Raw genomic sequence first — 17500 nt, 5'->3', positions numbered from 1 at the left:
ATCGGGCTACTTCAAAGCAACGAATCATCATTTGGTAGTACACTTTTTCCTACCAAAATGTTACGTACTTCATTATCATTAGGCCCAGGTGAAGTAGGTAGTCCAGTGTTTGATTTGAATGGAAATTTTATTGGGATTACTTACGCCGCTCTTCCTGATTTGAGGTCTTCTTTTATATTATCAGCAAAATCATGTGCTAGGATCAGGGATGAGTTGTTACTTTCTGGAAACGTAGATTATGGATGGTTTGGAATCACGGTATCTCGTACGATTAATAAGCAAAATGGATTTAACATCGAAATTAAATCTGTTGGTGATAACTCCAAATTAGAAAAGGGTGATGTGATTCTAAAAATTGGAAATACGGAAATTTTAGAAAGGGGTGACATTGTTGAATCCACTTTTTTTGCTAGGCCTGGAACTTTTATTGAGTTTTTAATTAAACGTGCGGATAAAAAGCTTACTGTGCCGGTTCGAGTTTCTTCTCGACCTTCCAAATCTAGAATAGGTGATTCTGTTAAAGACGAAAAGAAATTATCCAAATCTGAGTCTTCCGATCTAATCGAAAAATTCATTAATCCTGATAGTAACAAAAGTAATTAGATTAATCTGATTATTGTAGTGCTTATACACTGGAATCAATCAAAAGTTATTTTATAAAAACATTTAAATCTCAATAGATATGAAAACAGAATTTCGAATTGAAAAAGATACTATGGGTGATGTTGAAGTCCCGATAGATAAGTTATGGGGAGCACAGACCGAAAGAAGTAGAAATAACTTTAGAATAGGAGTTGCAGCAAGCATGCCTATGGAGGTTATTTATGGCTTTGCATACCTGAAAAAGGCGGCAGCTCACACTAATCACCAATTAGGAGTTCTTTCGCGTGAGAAGTCAGATCTAATTTCACAAGTTTGCGACGAGATTCTTGATGGTGTTCATGATGATCAATTTCCTTTAGTTACTTGGCAAACTGGAAGCGGAACTCAATCGAACATGAATGTAAATGAGGTAATTGCAAACCGGTCTCATACTCTGACTGGAGGGAGCTTAGAGGACATTACAAAAATTCTTCACCCCAATGATGATGTAAATAAGTCTCAGAGTTCTAATGACACCTTTCCTACGGGTATGCACATTGCTGCGTATAAGATGATCATTGAAACTACTATCCCCGGGGTTGAAAGACTACAGGCCCGACTTGCTGAAAAGTCAGTCGAATTTATGAAAGTAGTTAAGATTGGTCGTACGCACTTAATGGATGCAACACCACTGACCTTGGGCCAGGAGTTTTCGGGGTATGTTTCACAACTTGATCATGCCCTAAAAGCAATCAAAAATACTTTACCGCATTTATCCGAATTGGCACTTGGTGGTACTGCAGTTGGAACTGGAATCAATACCCCCTCGGGCTATTCAGAAATTGTTGCCGAAAAAATTGCTGAGTTTACTGCCCTTCCTTTTGTCAGTGCTAATAATAAATTTGAAGCTTTGGCTGCACACGACGCGATGGTTGAATCCCATGGGGCTCTTAAACAATTAGCTGTATCGCTCAATAAAATCGCAAATGATATTCGCTTGCTAGCATCTGGACCAAGAAGTGGGATAGGCGAAATTACGATCCCTTCCAACGAGCCAGGTTCATCGATTATGCCAGGGAAAGTAAACCCTACCCAGTGTGAGGCGCTAACAATGATTTGTGCTCAGGTTTTAGGCAATGATGTGGCACTTTCTATTGGTGGTTTGCAGGGTCATTATGAACTTAATGTATACAAGCCCTTGATTGCTGCTAACTTTCTTCAATCCGGTAGACTACTTGGAGATGGCTGTATTTCTTTTGATGAAAACTGTGTAAGTGGCATAGAGCCGAATTATTTGAACCTGAAGAAGAACTTAGATAATTCTTTAATGTTAGTTACAGCACTTAATCCAAAAATTGGGTATGAGAAGGCTGCTAAAATTGCGAAGACAGCACATGAAAATGGTACCACTCTCCGCGAGGAATCTATTAATTTAGGAATTCTCAGCGGTGAGGAATTTGATCAATGGGTTCGACCAGATGAAATGTGCGGTGAGCTTTGAAATATCCTTTCAATAGAACGCTTTCACTTTTACAAGAAGCGCTTCATTGTCTCTACATATAGCCGCCAATTAAAGTGAGGAGAATTGCAGCATAACACTAGCACTCTTCAGCAAGAAACCTTAAGGCAGAAAGATACCCGTGGTGGCTCATTCCGGCAACAACCGCGGCCGCAATTCCGGATATGAGAGATTTATGCCGGAAATCCTCACGTGCATGGATATTAGAAAGGTGAACCTCGACAGTCTTTAGACCTGAGGCGACCACGGCGTCCCGTAATGCTACACTGGTGTGAGTTAATCCACCGGGGTTTAAAATGAGTGCCGAAAATCCGGCATCTCCCCATTCATGGATCTTATCGATGAGGGCACCTTCGTGGTTGGACTGAAAGGAGTCTACCTCGCAGTCGAAGGAGTCTGCCTTGCTTTTTACCTTCTCTTCGATTTGGGCAAGCGTAACCGAACCGTAGACTTCTGGTTCGCGTTTACCGAGCCGGTCTAGATTGGGTCCATTTAAAAGTCCGATCTTTATCATTTGATTATAATGACAAATTTATGAGTTGATCGCAATGACTGAGTTAGAGCATACATTCGGAGGGAATAAATTCGTAGGGAAGATCGAATTTTTCAGCAACTTCCAGAGCAAGTGCATCCACTCCGAAGGTCTCTGTGGCGTAGTGTCCGCAGGCGTAGAGGTTAAGCTTAAGTTCTTGGGCGAGGTTGAAGTGATGCTGTTTTAGTTCCCCTGTTATTAAAGTATCAGTACCCGCATCAAGAATCTTATCGACTGCACTTTGACCGGAACCAGTAAGTATGGCAATTGTGGACGGTTTTTCTGTACCGAACTCCATTGAATTAATTCCCTTGGAAAAAAGAGATTCGAGTCGATTGGACAGGTCTTTTCTGGACTGGGTGTTTTTTGTAATTAAGCCAATGTCTACTCCTTCGTAGGGCAGGAAGCTTGAAGTCGGAACTAGTCCAAGTTTTTGTGCGAGGATCGCATTATTTCCAATCTCTGGATGGCAATCAAGGGGAAGGTGAGATCCGTAAACCGCTAAATTATGATCGAGACATAATTTAACTTTTTGATAAGCGGGACCAGTAATGGGAAGGGGAGGAGACCAAAATAAACCATGATGGGTAATAATATAGTCGATCCCCTTAGAAATTGCGTTTTGAAAAGGGACAAGACCGGCATCCACAGACGCACCTATTTTAGAAATCGTTCCCGAGTTTTGGATTTGTAGGCCATTAAATGCACCGGGGAAGTCTTTAATTTCTTGGAGTTTTGTTCTTTGATTACAATAATTTACAATATCTTCTGTAGCTATCATGTTAATCATCAGGTTTTACTTTAAAGATACTTTAATCACAATGATTTAAAATTATAAATTATAAATTTTTGGATTGCTTCATTCTGTATTTAAGATACTGTAAAATTTTTAAATACAGCAGGGTGGAGCAGTCTGGTAGCTCGTCAGGCTCATAACCTGAAGGTCGCAGGTTCAAATCCTGCCCCTGCTCCCAATTTTAAAATTCCTTAACAAACCCAAAAGAAAATCATTTCTCCCTGCCTTGTTCGGCGGGGCTTTAAAAATTACATTATGAACATTACAGTAAGAGACCTATTAGAGGCTGGAGTACACTTCGGACATCAACTGAAAAGATGGAATCCAAAATCCAAGCCTTATGTATACGATAATAGACATGGTATTTCCATTATTGATTTGGAAAAGACCTACGATCTTCTCGAAAAAGCAGCGACTGCAATCGAAGAAGTTGTTTCCAATGGTAAACAAATTTTACTAGTAGGAACGAAGAGACAAGCACAAGAACCGATGAGGGAACTTGCTGCTGCTACCAACATGCCATTTTGCGTGAACCGTTGGATGGGTGGTTGCTTGACAAATCACGAAACCGTTTCCACAAGTCTCGCGAAGTACAAGAAATTCCTTAAGATGGAAGATGATGGTAGCTTAGATAAACTTCCAGGCAAAGAAGGTGCTGCGATCAAAAGACAAATGAGTCGTATGAAGCGTAACTTTGAAGGTATGCTTAATTTACAAGGCATTCCGGGTGCATTGTTTGTCATTGATTCTCACAACGAAGCGATCGCAATTGCAGAAGCGAATCGATTGAAAATTCCAGTATTTGCTCTTGTGGATAGTAATTCCGATCCCTCATTGATCGATTTTCCAATCCCCGGTAATGATGACTCAACCAAATCCATCCGTATCATTGTGGATGTTATCCTTGAAGCCATTCAAACTGGAGCATCCCGCAGGACAGAAGCTCCTACCCGCAGAAAAGATATTACTCCGGTAACGCACGAGCCTGATTTTATTGACCAAGAAGATGAGCCTGAAGTTACGTTACCTGAGGGATATGAAGAGACCGATTTTGATGATCGACGACCGAAGGTCGAAGAAACCAATACGACCGAAGCTTCCAAGGAAGAACTTCCTGCCAAGGTTGAAGAACCAGTTGCTGTTGATACGAAGGACAGTGCCCCTGTAAGCGATAAACCTGAAGCTTCCAAGGAAGAATCCAAAGAATCTTAATACTTCTACTCATTGTAAATCCTTAAATTTATTTTTCCTATGTCAGCAATTTCCAAAGATGATGTTTTAAACCTTCGCGAAAAAACCGGAGCAGGTTTAATTGACTGTAAACGTGCGTTAGTTGAGAGTAACGGCGATATTGATGAAGCAATTTCAATCCTTCGTAAAAAAGGAGTGGCATCTGCAGCCAAGAAGGCGGGACGTGATGCCGGAGAAGGAATTGTCGCACAATGTCTAAGCGAAGACAGAACTAAAGGTATTTTGGTTGAAGTAAATTGTGAGACTGACTTTGTCGCCAAAAACGATGATTTTGTCAGTTTTGCTTCCGATGTGGCTCGACAATTATTAGCCAATCCTGATGCCGATCTAGAGGCACAGCGTACTGAACAGGTTGCTAAAATTGGTGAAAATATTCGTATCTCGCGTTCTTCCACATTGGCACCAAATGCCACTGGATTAGTTGAATCATATGTTCATACAGGAGGAAAGGTTGCCGTACTATTAACATTAGGTTCCAGTACAACTGAAGCCGCCAACTCCGAAAATGTTAAATTATTGGCTAAGGACTTATGCATGCACATTGCCGCGACTTCCCCCGTTTGTGTTTCTCGTGATGAAGTACCTGCAGACTTAGTGGCAAAAGAAAAAGAAATTGCACTTGCCCAAGCGGAAGGAAAACCACCCCAAGCGATTGAAAAAATCGTGCAAGGAAAGCTCGATAAGTATTTTGCTAACTCCTGCTTTTTGGAACAATCTTTTGTCAAGGATCCTGACCATTCGATTAAAGGATTACTTGAAAAAACGGGCAAAGAAATCGGTGCAGAGTTATCGGTCGAAAAATTTGTTCGATTTCAAGTGGGCGAAGAAGCTTAAAATTAGTCGTTTTGTAGACTTAGACACTTTAAGTGTCGTTTGTGCCCTTTTGTTTTACCTCTTTGGTGTGCTAGCCAATTTTAAGTACAGTCTGTAAACTTGTACCGGTACTGAGGGAAGCAATTACCATTTTACTCTCTGCTTTATTTAGTTCCAGCAGTTAGGTTGCCGGAATATAAAATTTCGATTGCGGCACAAAACATAAGGTTGCTTTGTGATTTTAATTGTAAAACTTGGATGCCTTTTTTTACTTAGCTATTGAATGTCCAGGTAAAGAGTGATGCAGCTAAATAAACGGTTAAGAGCATGGTTCCATGAATCTTGTTTAATTGTTTTCCTCTAAGCCAAAAAGCAAAGATTCCAGTGAGTAGTAGCAAAGAGAGATAATCTATCCATGGATATGTCGTGGTAGCTGTTATTGGTCCGAGTATTCCTGCTACTCCGCCAACTAATGCAATATTAAAAATATTGGATCCAACAATATTTCCCAAGAGCATACTGAATTCGCCTTTTTTAACCAGTGAGATTGAAGCGGCTAATTCAGGTAGGCTTGTTCCAATTGCGACTAAAGTAAAACCAACTAATTCCTCTGGTACCCCAGCGAGGGTAGCTAAATTTTTTGCTCCGAACACAAGAGTATCCGATCCTGCCCATAATGCGGCGGTGGCAATTAAGATCATAGTACAGGAGAGTAAAATAGAGGTCGGTTTTATATCCTCCTCATCCAGTGAGTCTTTTTTTCGAACACCTCTGTTCTGAAGAGCACTTTTGGTAAGAAATAGCAGGTAGCTTGCAATGAAAATTAGTAAACAAGTCCCCGGTAATGTGCTTAATGAGTGAGACGGGTGGAAAAAAAGGTATCCGGTAAAAGAAAAACTAAGAATTAGAAGGAGAGAACGTTGTGTGTTAGAAACTGCATTTTTTGTGTTGATAGGGGAAATAAAAAGCGAAATCCCTAAGATAAGTCCAATGTTTGCAATATTAGAACCTATTATATTTCCTAATATTAAACCTTTCGCCCCACTGGTAATTGCAGCAATCGAGGTAAAGAGTTCCGGAGCAGAGGTAGCAATTGAAACCACAGTTAAACCCACCACTACGCTCGGTACTCCAAGAATTTTCGCAAAATTGGAGCAATGGTCACTCAGTAAGTCGCCTCCTTTTGTTAGACAGTAAAAACCAACGACCATAGACAGAATAAGCACCCCAATAAAAAGAGTGGGAGATTCCACTTGAAAAGCGGAGCACAGATTAGTTAAAAAGTGGTACATTATTGATAAACAAATCAGGGTGAGTTTTGCTCTTTAGAAGGCAAGCAGAATCGCCTTCTCACTTTTCCACACTTGACATATAGATATATTCCCACATCTTTCGTGCCTTCTCTTTTATTTCCCAAAAGTCCACAATGAACCAAGCAGAAAAACTTAAGGATACTTTGAATTTACCAAAGACCGACTTTCCCATGCGAGCAAATGCGGTGGAAAGAGAACCTGTTCGATTATCCCATTGGGAGGATCAAGATGTTTATCAAAAAATGCAGGAGAAGAATGCCGGGAATGAAGATTTTATCCTACACGATGGACCTCCTTTCACGAATGGAGATGTGCATGTTGGTACTGCTCTCAATAAGACTCTCAAAGATGTCATTTTAAGATACAAGAATGCCCGGGGTTTTCGTACCCCTTATGTGCCGGGATGGGATTGTCATGGATTACCAATCGAGCACAAGGTAAGCAAGGTTCTGAGGAAGGAAAAAAAAGAATTCGATACTCTTTCTCTAAGACAAGCTTGCCAAGAATTTTCAAAAGGATTTATCGAAACCCAACGTGCACAATTTAAGAGATTGGGAGTACTTGCAGATTGGAGTAGTGAATACAGAACGATGAATAGCACCTACGAAGCTGAGATTTTGAGAACTTTTGCGGAGTTTGTAAAAAAGGACTTAGTTTATCGGAGCAAAAAACCAGTTTATTGGTCAATTCCGTGTAGGACTGCACTTGCAGAAGCAGAGATTGAATATCAAGATCATATCAGTCCTTCCATTTTTGTTCCGTTTGCTGTACTCGGGGATAAATCTACTAGTGAAAGAGAATCGAATGTTGTTATTTGGACTACTACCCCTTGGACACTGCCAGCAAATCTTGCCCTAGCGGTTCACCCTCGTGTTCGCTATGTGGAAGTAATTTGTTCCGAGAAGTCTTATTGGGTAGCAGAAGAACTTGCCGATTCTTTTATTAACTCCTGCGGTCTTCAAGCATGTGAGTTTGGAGAAAAATTATTGGGCAGTGAGATGACATCATGGGTCACTCAGCATCCTTTTATTGACCGAGAGAGCCCAGTTGTTTCGGCAGAGTATGTAACTACCGAATCCGGTACTGGGTGCGTCCATATTGCACCGGGTCATGGTTTAGATGATTATATAACGGGACTTGAAAATAAATTGGAGGTTTATTGCCCATTGGACGACAATGGATGCTATGTTGACGATGGACAAATCCCATCCAACTTGGTGGGAGTATCTGTATTGGAAAAGGCTTCTGGTTGTCCTGCGAATAAGGAGGTTCTTTCCATACTGAGAGAGTCTGGTAAATTACTTGCACAGACAGATCACGCTCATCAATACCCTCATTGTTGGCGAAGTAAAACACCAGTGGTATTTCGTGCAATGGACCAATGGTTTGTTGCCTTAGATAAAGATGAATTGAGGAAGAAATGTATGGAGGAAGTTCAGTCAGTTAATTTTACTCCTGATTGGGGAAAAAATAGGATACATGGTTTTTTACAATCCCGACCCGACTGGTGCATTTCACGACAACGTTCTTGGGGGGTCCCTATCCCCGTGTTTTATGATGAGGAAGGAGAGGCTCTCCTCGATGAAAAGCTTATCTTGGGACTGGCTGACAAGATTGAAAAGCTGGGGACAGATGCGTGGTTTTCATTATCTGAAAATGAATTATTAGATGGGTTGCCCATTCCCGCAGATTGGACAGGAAGGACATTACATAAAGGAACCGACACACTTGATGTGTGGATTGATTCAGGGTGTAGTCATCGGGCAGTACTTCAAAACAATAAGGATTTGAAGTGGCCGGCAGATTTATATCTCGAGGGAAGTGATCAACATCGAGGATGGTTTCAAAGTTCATTATGGACCAGTATGATTGCATTTGAACAGGCGCCTTACAGGAGAGTGCTGACCCATGGATTTGTGGTTGATGGAAATGGCCGAAAAATTTCTAAAAGTGATGGCAAGCCCCAAACCGCTGACTCTTATGTGAAAAAGTATGGTGCCGATGTCCTTCGTATTTGGGTATGTTCGGAAGATTTCAGGCGTGACATTCCATTATCAGATGAAATTCTCGGACAAGTAGTTCGATCGTACCGAACTTTGCGCAACTCAATCAAATTTCAACTTGGTAATTTACATGACTTTACCTTTTCTGAAGATGCCATCCCCGTTCAACAACTCACAATAATCGATCGTTGGGCACTCAGTCAGACCAATAGCCTAATTAAGGAAGTAACTGAAGCGTTTGAAAAGTATGAGTTTCATCGCGGGGTACAGGCGATTAATAAGTTTTGCTCCAATGTTTTGTCCTCCACTTATCATGACATTATCAAAGATCGATTATACACGCTCCATCCAAGTGATTCAAAGAGAAGGTCTACTCAAACTGCATTACACTTAATTTTTGACTCGCTGATTCGAATCCTTGGACCAATGGCCCCTTTTACCGCTGATGAGGCTTGGTCTTTTCATCAATCTGGAAAAGATATCACTACAGATTTCTTAGCGTTGCAAGCTTGGCCAAAGGTAACACAAGAATGGGATGAGGGGAAAGAACTATCAGATGCACAAACAATCTTAGATTTTAAGGACCTGAAGGTTAATGATTCTTTAGAATCCTTGCGTACCCGTAAGGAAATCGGTCAATCATTGGAAGCAGAGATAGAAATCAGGGTTCCTCTAAGTGATCCTCTACTTACTCTCTTTCAACAGCGAGAAGAAGATTTAGCTGAAATGTTAATTGTTTCTAATGTTATAATTGTTGAAGCTTCAGAGGATGAAGAATTGCAAGTGATTTCACGGCACGCGAGCGGTCAAAGGTGCCCCAGAAGTTGGAGATGGGTCCCAAAACTTGTTTCAATTGAGCCTTGGGGTGAAGTCTCGCCGCGTTGTGCTGAAGTCCTTGCCAAACTTGTATAAGAAATTAATCTAACCCTAAATTTTTCCTATGACTAAAAAAACAAAAGCTTCTAAAACTCAATCGACCCAAGCTTCGGATAAAGAGTCTGAACCAAAGATAAAGAGGCCTCGGGGACGACCGAGGAAAAATGCGACCCTTTCAGATGTATCTCCTTCAAAAGGAAAGCAAGTTACTCAAGGTGGTAAAAAAAGTGCTGTTTCCAAATCTGAAAAAAAAGTACCAGTGCGTAGAGGCCGAAAGCCTAAAGTTGCAGTTGAAGTTGATTCTGAAGTTGAAATTAAAGTTCGTGAAATTGTAAAAAAAACTCGTTCTAAAACTCCGAGCACGGAGGAAAAGAAAGAGAGTTCTACTTTCAACTTAGGCGATGTAAGAGCGATTATTCAGAAACGAAAAGCAGAAACTGCCTCGTCCAAGCCAAAAAAGAAAAAGAAAGTAAAAGAGACCGAAGTAGAATTAGTCCCCTCCAAAGAGGAACCCAAAAAAACAGGAAAATCGGTAAAAGTAAAAAAATTACAAACCGCTTCGGTTGATGACATTTTAGGTTTTGGCCTTTCAGTTGGTCCAACGCGCCCCATTCGAGATGCGAAAAAAGTTCCCAAAGAGTGGGAAGTTTACTACAATGATTTAATGAATTTGAGACATTCCTTAAAGGGAGCGCTCGGGCAACGCTCGAATGAGACATTAGGGGCATCGGCTCGTGAGTCTTCTGGAGAGTTATCGATTAATTCTGCGGACTCTGGCTCGGAATCCTTTAATCGGGACGTTGCACTCTCCATGGTTGCTACCGAGCAGGAAGCACTGGAGGAGATCGAAGATGCCATCGATCGAATTTTTGATGGTACTTTTGGCATTTGTCAAGAAACAGAGAAACCGATCAAGAAATCTCGTTTAAAAGTGGTTCCATTCACTAGGTTTTCACTTGAAGGACAAACTCTTTACGAGAAAAGAAACCGAAGGGAACGTGATGCTGGCGGTGGGATTTTTGCCACTATTTCCGATTCTACGCTTGGGGACGATAGCTAATACTCTTCCGTTGATCACAATATTGCTCTAGGTGACCTATCTTCGATTTTGGATTTTCTTTTCGGTGGTATGGGTTTTAGACCTTGCCACAAAACATTGGGCAGTTGAAAACGCCGATGACCTAAGAAATTTCCCGATAGTAGTACTGGATTGGATGAATGGGCATAAAGCCTTTTTGGAATTTACTTACATTACCAATCCTGGGGCAGCATGGAGTATGTTTTCTGATTATCCTGAGGTTTTGACGGGATTGGCTGCAATGGCTCTCGTTCTCATTTTCTTGTTTAGAAAAAGTCTCGAACTCTTTAAACCCAATTTACAAATTATATTTGGTCTTATTTGTGGAGGAATTGCGGGAAATTTATGCGATCGAATATTCAGGGAACCGGCTGAAGTGGTTGACTTCATTGATGTCTATCTTCCATTGCTCAATTACGATTACCCTATTTTTAATATCGCAGACGCAGGAATTTTCATTGGGGCAATTAGTTATATGTTCGTTGGTTTTCAGGAAGGCAATAAAGCGAGGAATTTAGAAAAATTAAAGGTCTCTCAAGATTCTTAGCGATCTGACTATTCAATATTTAAGGATTGTTCTCTCATTTTCTCAACTTCAGTCCGTGCGTTGAGAGCAATGTTAGTACATTGAGTACGAGTCGATTTCGAACAGAATGTATTGAGTTCTCGCGAGATTTCCTGAAGTATAAACTCGATCTTTCTTCCGATGCTTCCATTCGCTTCGAATGTGACTAACATTTGACTCAAATGGCTTTTTAAACGAGTGATTTCTTCCGATGTATCTGACTTTTCTGCAAATAGAGTAACCTCCTTAAGAATTCGATCGTCATCCTGTTCAATAGATAAATTCGATTTTCTTAGGCGCTCCATTAATTTATCTTTGTGTTCTTGTTCCATCCCCTTGGACTGTGCTTCCATTTCGCAGATTAAATCAGTTACACGGTTTATTCTCTCAGTCAGGTCTTGTTTAATAGCGCTACCTTCGATTTCTCTCATTTTACCCATACTTTTACACGCATCAGTAAGCGCTTTTTCCAGATCTTTATATACCTTATCCAGGGGAGGGAATTTAGACTGATTTTTTCGTAATTCTGCCAATCTCAGAAGTATATCGGGGGTAATTTTAAAATCTTGTTTTTTTTGACGAAGAAAACCTTCTAAATATTCAAGGTCTTTTTCGATAATCGATTCTTCAAATAGACCTTGCGCCTCCTCTTCAGGACATTTACTGAGATTGATTGCAGCTCTAATTCTCCCTCTTTGAAAAAAAGATTTAATCTGCTTATTGGCATCATACTCAAATCGTTGCCATTCTTTTGGGGCCGATACAATCGTTTCTAGATGTCTCTTATTGACCGATGTGACCTCAATTTCAATCGATAGGTTATCAAAAGTAATGGAAGCCATTCCATACCCCGTCATACTATTCATGATTGTTGTGCAAATGTATTATCTTTTCCGAGCAAGCGGGCAACTTCCATAGCATCTTTATCTCCTCGCCCGCTTAGATTAACACAGATAACTTTATCTTTTGTCATTTCACTTGCTCTCTTAAATGCATAAGCAAGTCCATGAGAAGTTTCTAGAGCAGGAAGAATTCCCTCTTTTGACGAGAGGAGTTGAAAGGCATCCAATGCATCCTGGTCATTGGCATTGGCATACTCAATACGATTACGATCCCGGTAAAAAGCATGCTCCGGCCCAATTGCGGCATAGTCAAGTCCTGCCGAAACTGAGTGGGTCTGATTGATTTGCCCATCTTCATTTTGTAAAATCCAAGTTTTACAACCCTGTAACACTCCAAGTTTTCCTCCCTCGAACCTCGCTGCGTGCTGACCGTCCTCAAGAGACCTGCCCCCTGCCTCTACCCCAATTAGTCGAACATTCTCCTCTTCCAGGAAATCAAAGAAGAATCCAATCGCATTACTACCTCCTCCAACACATGCGATCATTTCATCTGGTAGTTTTCCTTCGAGGTTCAAAAATTGTTTTTTGGTTTCTTCTCCGATTATTCGATGAAAATCCCGAACCATGCCGGGGTAGGGGTGTGCTCCTAACGCCGAACCCAGTATATAATGAGTATCATCTATATTGGTAACCCAATCTCTCATTGCCTCATTGATTGCCTCTTTAAGGGTTTTGCTTCCTGATTCAACTCCGCGAACCTCTGCCCCGCTCAATCTCATGCGAAAAACATTGAGAGCCTGGCGCCGCATGTCTTCAGCCCCCATATAAATTACGCAACTAAATCCGAAGTGTGCACAGACAGATGCAGTTGCAATTCCGTGCTGTCCAGCCCCTGTCTCGGCAATAATTCGTGTTTTTCCCATTCTTTTTGCAAGAAGAGCTTGCCCAAGTGCGTTATTTATTTTGTGTGCACCGGTATGAAGTAAGTCTTCTCGTTTTAGGTAAATCTGAGCACCTCCGATTTCTTTTGTCAGGCGCTCTGCAAAATATAGCTCGGTCGGCCTTCCTGCAAATGTACGAAGCAAAAAAGCTAATTCTTTCTGAAATGCAGGATCTTGCTTCGCTTTCAGATAAGCTGCAGACAGTTCACTTAACGGGTGAGAAAGTGTCTCCGGTACGTAAGATCCGCCATAGGGACCAAATCGGCCTCGTTCGTCGGGTAAAGAAAAGCGGTCGATTTTGTTTAAGTTGGTCATGGTTGATTCTGATGGCTTTATCATAAAAAAAATATTGAATAATACTATCGCTTGGTTTTGCTTGCGACAACTCAAGAAGTGATTCCCAATGAATTCTATTTTATGGTTCCTACCCAAAATCCAACTATTATAGTACCTGCACGCCTTGCATCTGTTCGATTTCCAAGAAAGCTTTTAGCAGATGCAGGCGGAAAACCTCTTATTTTACGAACTGCAGAGAGGATTAAAGAACAAGTTCCTGAGTTTGATCTTTATTTTGCGGTCGATGGAGATGAACTCAAGAGTCTTTTAGAGTCATCTGGCTACAATGTTATTGTAACTCCTCCCCATCTGTCCTCGGGCACTGATCGAATTGCCATCGCAAACAGAATTTTAAAAAGAGACCTTTTGATTAATGTGCAGGCTGATGAGCCAATGGTCATGCGAGATCAAATTCTTATGCTTGCTGAGGCTCTTTCTCATAAAGATGTATCGATTTCGACCCTTGCCTCGATTTTTCAATCAGAAGAAGATTTCCGCGACCCCAATCAAGTCAAGGTGGTCATGGATAACAATGGACATGCCCTCTACTTCTCGCGTGCTCCCATTCCATTCGCTCGTGACAGTAAAACGGGATCCTTACCTGGACACTCAATTTATGCATACAAGCACATGGGATTATACGGATATAAGAAAGAATTCCTTGAAGAATTTGTTTCGAGCGAAGCGGGTGAATTGGAACGCATTGAAAAGCTCGAGCAACTACGGGCATTGCAGAGTGGATTTCGAATTGCAGTGAAAATAACGGAATTTGCTTCAGTGGGAGTAGATATACCGGAAGATTTGCAAAAAATAGATTTTTCATAACTTTACTCAATCTGATGTTTACCAAGATAATCAATCGTCATTTTTTTTTCCAACTGCTTGGTATGACAATTTTGATAACTTTTATTTTATTAGGGATTCTACTCTATGGAAACTTGGTCAAGCATGATGAGTATTTACTCCAAGCAATGTCAGTATCTCCTTATTCCTTTCTTCAATTATCCTCTCTTTTAATTCCCTATGCCTTATCTTTTGCCTTACCCTTTGGCTTTATGTTGGCCCTACTTCTTTGTTATGGGAAATGGTCCTCAAGTAATGAAATTCTTGCACTACGATCTTTAGGAAATGGCATTTTTTCATGGGGCATGCCGTGCTTCATTCTGTCTTTTTTGGTGTCGCTTATCTCTCTCTATACTTTTTTACAGTGGGCACCAATGAGCAGGGCAGAATTTGATCAGAAAAAATCGGCCATTGTATGGAGTAATATAAACTTGTTGTTGGAAACTGAAAAAGAAATTGAATTTGATCTCGAGCAAAATTCGACTGGGTTAACGAACAAAAACCTTGCTACGCTATCGGATGAACCGATCCATCGCGTTTCTTTATCAGTTGGTTCAATGGAGCAAAATCGATGGTCTAATGTAAGAATTCTATTGCTTGGAGAAAACGGAATTCTCCTTCGAATTATCAATAGCCAAAGTGCAAAAATTGAAAGAAACCAACTTAATTCGCAATTAATTCTAAATTTAAAGAATGTGGACTTTGAATCCGCCATAGATTCTCACAACAGTAATCTTTTTGTTTCTTTCGAAGAATGGAACAAACCCATAATCTTTAACCTCACTCCCAATGGTAATAACTTAAATGTAAAGAGAATTGGATTCTTTGAACTGCTTGAGTTATCTAGTTCTGATAATACTAAAAAATACGATGCTAAGGTACTAATCCATAAAGGTTATGTCTTGGGGACATCCTCCTTGTTTCTATCATTGGTTCTTTTACCAATCTCGATCACTCATGGTCGAAAGGAAACCATTTCTAATCTAGCGATTGGAATTTTTCTTTCAGTTTTATACTACTCAAGTATAACTCTGCTGGAGGAGTTTTCTTTTCAATACTCCAATTTACTATTTTTGTGGATCCCTAATTCACTCTGTTTTATTATTGGAACTTATTTGCTTTATAAATTTGACAAAGTTGGTTTCAGTTATTCAAAGTAGGTACTAAATCTACTATTCTTTTGACTATTTCTAAAAAAAACTTCCTTTTCTAAAAAATTCTTTTGAAAAAACATTCCAAATACATGTAAGATTTACCAAGTTAATGCTAACTAAAGATAAGCCCTTTTAAAATATTACCTAAAATCATGAATAACGCCCACAATTCTCTTTGCCTTTGTGTCTTCCTTCTTTTTTCATCTTTATCCGCAAATGCAGCAAAGAATGTTGCTGGAGTTTCGGGTGCAATTACGAAAACTATTGCAGATGCCAATGCATCAGTTCCAAAGTACGCAGTTGTCAGTGCAGGAGTTTCTGCTGATGCCGTTTATTCAGGTCAGATTGCTAGCGTAACCTCAAACACTATCAGCTTTGAATCCTCCTCTGATTCTAGTGAAGTAACTGTTAACCCTTTTGTATCTGGTGTTTTTAATTCTTCGGTTCGGTCACCAATTTTAACATCTGCATTATCGGGTGCAGGTGTTGGTTCTATTCCTATAACATATGCAGGTACAGGGTTCTCTACCGCCCCAGAGATTGTAATTGATTATCCTACTAGTGGCGATGATCAAGCTACCGCAACTGCTACAATTTCTAGTGGTGCCATTTCTGGTATTACAATAACGAATGCCGGTTCAGGTTATGATGCGGCACCTGGAGTTACAGTTATTGGTGGCCCTTATCTGGTAAAACTTACTGAGTCTGGAGATGATGACGAAGGTCGAGTATTCCTAATAACAGACAATAATGCCACTCACCTTACACTTGACACTTCTAAATTAACAAGTGGTGAATCACTCTCAGATGTTTTGCAAACAGACTATTCCGTTGAAGTTGTCCGTGCTCCAACTTTGGGCTCTGTATTTGGAGAGACTGCGTCAGATCTTGATTTAAATCCTTCCAGTACTAACGGAAGCACATCAGGTGCTGATTTTGTATACCTCTACAACGGATTTCAATATGTACCATATGCTTACATGCCATCAGGTTTAGGACGAGATGCCGGTTGGTATAGCTCATATTATATGAGATGGGGAAGGAGAAACCATCTAGTTATTTATCCTGATGAAGGATTTATTGTTGCTAAAAGAACTTCTGGAACACTAACCCTTGACTTTGATGGTGGCGTTAGTAGTTCCGATCAAAAAATGCAACTTCCTGTAACTTCAGGTGCTGTTGTTATGAATAATCCCTATGGCACTGACATGCTGCTTGGTGAGCTCATTCCTTCTGAAACATTTGGAACAAGTAGCGTTGAATTTCGTCCGGGGTCAAGCGATACGGATGTTAATGCAGATCAGTTATTTTTTCTTGATAATGCAGTTTGGTCTCAATTTTATTACAAATCTGGAGTTAATGACGGCATTACCAAAACGGCTACAGCAACTGCAAAAGCTGGCACTGCTAGTAGTAATGGATTAGCTGATGCAGATGTATCCTTAGCCAATGGTACAATTTCGAATCTACAAAGTTGTACTGCTTCTGGCGGATTATCTGTTGACCATAATGATAGTAATCATACCCTTGTCACTTTAAGTGGTACCGCTCCCCAAGTAGGTTTTGACATAACTTTTGAAGGTATTATCGGTCGAAAGCTAAATGACAACGGGGATCAGGAACTTGATGTTAATGGAACTGATGTTTCAAGCGGAAGTGGAATTAAAATATTTTCAAGCCTAATTGGTACTTATAAAATAGTCGCGAGGCCATCCTCTTCAACCGTAGTTGTTAGAAAAAGAAGGGATATAAATTTTGTAAATGCCGGAACAAAAACTTGGTCGACTGGGCAGGGAGGAACTGGCTATAATGGTACTGCAAAAGCTTATTTTATGGGAGGCGGAAATACAACAATGGCAGTTGCAGATGCAACTGTTTCCGGTGGTTCAGTAACAGGTTTTAGTTTTACTGGAACTGGAAACACAAGAGGTGCTGGGTACCAATATGCACCACAAGTTATTATCTCGGGTGGTGGATGGAGGAAAGTGAGTGCAGGTGATGCAATTCAAGATGGTGAAATCTTAGAGGCTACGGAAGGAATTGTAATTATTCGTAA

14 protein-coding genes, 1 tRNA gene and 1 pseudogene (1 of these 16 cut by a window edge) are annotated in these 17500 nt (G+C 40.5%); 11 read left to right on the top strand and 5 right to left on the bottom strand.

Going from position 1 to position 17500, the window contains the following annotated elements; translation table 11 throughout:
- Both ACKPQ5_RS05630 and fumC read left to right on the top strand, forming a co-directional pair.
- Positions 1-603, top strand: the 3' portion of a protein-coding gene (locus ACKPQ5_RS05630) for a S1C family serine protease (RefSeq protein ID WP_407678124.1). The gene continues 387 nt to the left of window position 1, outside the view; only the last 603 of its 990 coding nucleotides appear in the window; its start codon lies beyond the left edge, outside the window; its stop codon occupies positions 601-603.
- 79 nt (positions 604-682) lie between these two features.
- Complete coding sequence (gene fumC / locus ACKPQ5_RS05625) at positions 683-2083, top strand: class II fumarate hydratase (protein ID WP_407678123.1); 1401 nt, start codon at positions 683-685, stop codon at positions 2081-2083.
- Between the two features lie 97 nt (positions 2084-2180).
- Here the strand turns inward: fumC and aroQ are convergent, their stop codons facing one another.
- Positions 2181-2615, bottom strand: a complete 435-nt coding sequence (gene aroQ / locus ACKPQ5_RS05620; RefSeq protein WP_407678122.1) for a type II 3-dehydroquinate dehydratase — start codon at positions 2613-2615, stop codon at positions 2181-2183.
- 43 nt (positions 2616-2658) lie between these two features.
- The gene (locus tag ACKPQ5_RS05615; RefSeq protein WP_407678121.1) at positions 2659-3414 is read right to left on the bottom strand and encodes a Nif3-like dinuclear metal center hexameric protein; all 756 of its coding nucleotides are present in this window, start codon (positions 3412-3414) and stop codon (positions 2659-2661) included.
- 116 nt (positions 3415-3530) lie between these two features.
- On the opposite strand from ACKPQ5_RS05615, the gene ACKPQ5_RS05610 reads away from it, so the two are divergent.
- The 3 genes from ACKPQ5_RS05610 to tsf all read left to right on the top strand — a co-directional run bounded on the left by ACKPQ5_RS05610 (position 3531) and on the right by tsf (position 5514).
- Positions 3531-3607: transfer RNA gene (locus ACKPQ5_RS05610), tRNA-Met, on the top strand.
- A gap of 77 nt (positions 3608-3684) precedes the next feature.
- Positions 3685-4641 (top strand): 30S ribosomal protein S2, encoded by a 957-nt coding sequence (gene rpsB / locus ACKPQ5_RS05605; RefSeq protein WP_407678120.1) that lies wholly within the window; start codon positions 3685-3687, stop codon positions 4639-4641.
- Between the two features lie 39 nt (positions 4642-4680).
- Positions 4681-5514, top strand: a complete 834-nt coding sequence (tsf, locus tag ACKPQ5_RS05600) for a translation elongation factor Ts (RefSeq protein ID WP_407678119.1) — start codon at positions 4681-4683, stop codon at positions 5512-5514.
- A 251-nt stretch (positions 5515-5765) separates the two neighbouring features.
- On the opposite strand, the gene ACKPQ5_RS05595 is transcribed toward tsf, so the two are convergent.
- Positions 5766-6746 (bottom strand): calcium/sodium antiporter, encoded by a 981-nt coding sequence (locus ACKPQ5_RS05595; protein WP_407678118.1) that lies wholly within the window; start codon positions 6744-6746, stop codon positions 5766-5768.
- Positions 6747-6919: 173 nt separating this feature from the next.
- Between ACKPQ5_RS05595 and ileS the strand changes: the two genes are divergently transcribed.
- From ileS to lspA, 3 genes are read left to right on the top strand one after another with little or no spacing between them, the layout of a single operon-like run.
- Positions 6920-9721, top strand: coding sequence for an isoleucine--tRNA ligase (gene ileS / locus ACKPQ5_RS05590; RefSeq protein ID WP_407678117.1), 2802 nt, complete (start codon positions 6920-6922; stop codon positions 9719-9721).
- A 28-nt stretch (positions 9722-9749) separates the two neighbouring features.
- The gene (locus tag ACKPQ5_RS05585) at positions 9750-10745 is read left to right on the top strand and encodes a TraR/DksA family transcriptional regulator (protein ID WP_407678116.1); all 996 of its coding nucleotides are present in this window, start codon (positions 9750-9752) and stop codon (positions 10743-10745) included.
- 31 nt (positions 10746-10776) lie between these two features.
- Entirely contained in the window at positions 10777-11310 is a 534-nt protein-coding gene (gene lspA, locus ACKPQ5_RS05580; protein ID WP_407678115.1) for a signal peptidase II, read from the top strand.
- An 8-nt stretch (positions 11311-11318) separates the two neighbouring features.
- Here the strand turns inward: lspA and ACKPQ5_RS05575 are convergent, their stop codons facing one another.
- Positions 11319-12194, bottom strand: coding sequence for a YicC/YloC family endoribonuclease (locus ACKPQ5_RS05575; protein WP_407678114.1), 876 nt, complete (start codon positions 12192-12194; stop codon positions 11319-11321).
- The gene (gene trpB, locus ACKPQ5_RS05570) at positions 12191-13450 is read right to left on the bottom strand and encodes a tryptophan synthase subunit beta (protein ID WP_407678113.1); all 1260 of its coding nucleotides are present in this window, start codon (positions 13448-13450) and stop codon (positions 12191-12193) included. The genes ACKPQ5_RS05575 and trpB overlap by 4 nt, the downstream gene beginning before the upstream one ends.
- A 78-nt stretch (positions 13451-13528) precedes the next feature.
- On the opposite strand from trpB, the gene kdsB reads away from it, so the two are divergent.
- From kdsB to ACKPQ5_RS05555, 3 genes and pseudogenes are all read left to right on the top strand, one after another.
- Positions 13529-14272 (top strand): 3-deoxy-manno-octulosonate cytidylyltransferase, encoded by a 744-nt coding sequence (gene kdsB / locus ACKPQ5_RS05565; RefSeq protein ID WP_407678112.1) that lies wholly within the window; start codon positions 13529-13531, stop codon positions 14270-14272.
- A gap of 14 nt (positions 14273-14286) precedes the next feature.
- Positions 14287-15450, top strand: coding sequence for an LptF/LptG family permease (locus ACKPQ5_RS05560; protein WP_407678111.1), 1164 nt, complete (start codon positions 14287-14289; stop codon positions 15448-15450).
- Between the two features lie 146 nt (positions 15451-15596).
- Positions 15597-17500 (top strand): annotated as a pseudogene (locus ACKPQ5_RS05555) (hypothetical protein); the annotation flags it as partial.

The sequence above is a fragment of the Candidatus Seribacter sulfatis genome, from assembly GCF_964187635.1.
Taxonomy (GTDB): Bacteria; Verrucomicrobiota; Verrucomicrobiia; order Opitutales; family Seribacteraceae; genus Seribacter; species Seribacter sulfatis.
Note: the sequence above shows the minus strand (reverse complement) of the source record. Positions and strands in the feature narration are given on the sequence as shown.

Coding starts and splice junctions, on each gene's coding strand:
- tsf (WP_407678119.1), top strand. CDS start 4,681: ATGTCAGCAATTTCCAAAGATGATGTTTTAAACCTTCGCGAAAAAACC.
- ACKPQ5_RS05575 (WP_407678114.1), bottom strand. CDS start 12,194: ATGAATAGTATGACGGGGTATGGAATGGCTTCCATTACTTTTGATAAC.
- trpB (WP_407678113.1), bottom strand. CDS start 13,450: ATGATAAAGCCATCAGAATCAACCATGACCAACTTAAACAAAATCGAC.
- ACKPQ5_RS05585 (WP_407678116.1), top strand. CDS start 9,750: ATGACTAAAAAAACAAAAGCTTCTAAAACTCAATCGACCCAAGCTTCG.
- fumC (WP_407678123.1), top strand. CDS start 683: ATGAAAACAGAATTTCGAATTGAAAAAGATACTATGGGTGATGTTGAA.
- ACKPQ5_RS05560 (WP_407678111.1), top strand. CDS start 14,287: ATGTTTACCAAGATAATCAATCGTCATTTTTTTTTCCAACTGCTTGGT.
- rpsB (WP_407678120.1), top strand. CDS start 3,685: ATGAACATTACAGTAAGAGACCTATTAGAGGCTGGAGTACACTTCGGA.
- kdsB (WP_407678112.1), top strand. CDS start 13,529: ATGGTTCCTACCCAAAATCCAACTATTATAGTACCTGCACGCCTTGCA.
- ACKPQ5_RS05615 (WP_407678121.1), bottom strand. CDS start 3,414: ATGATAGCTACAGAAGATATTGTAAATTATTGTAATCAAAGAACAAAA.
- aroQ (WP_407678122.1), bottom strand. CDS start 2,615: ATGATAAAGATCGGACTTTTAAATGGACCCAATCTAGACCGGCTCGGT.
- ileS (WP_407678117.1), top strand. CDS start 6,920: ATGAACCAAGCAGAAAAACTTAAGGATACTTTGAATTTACCAAAGACC.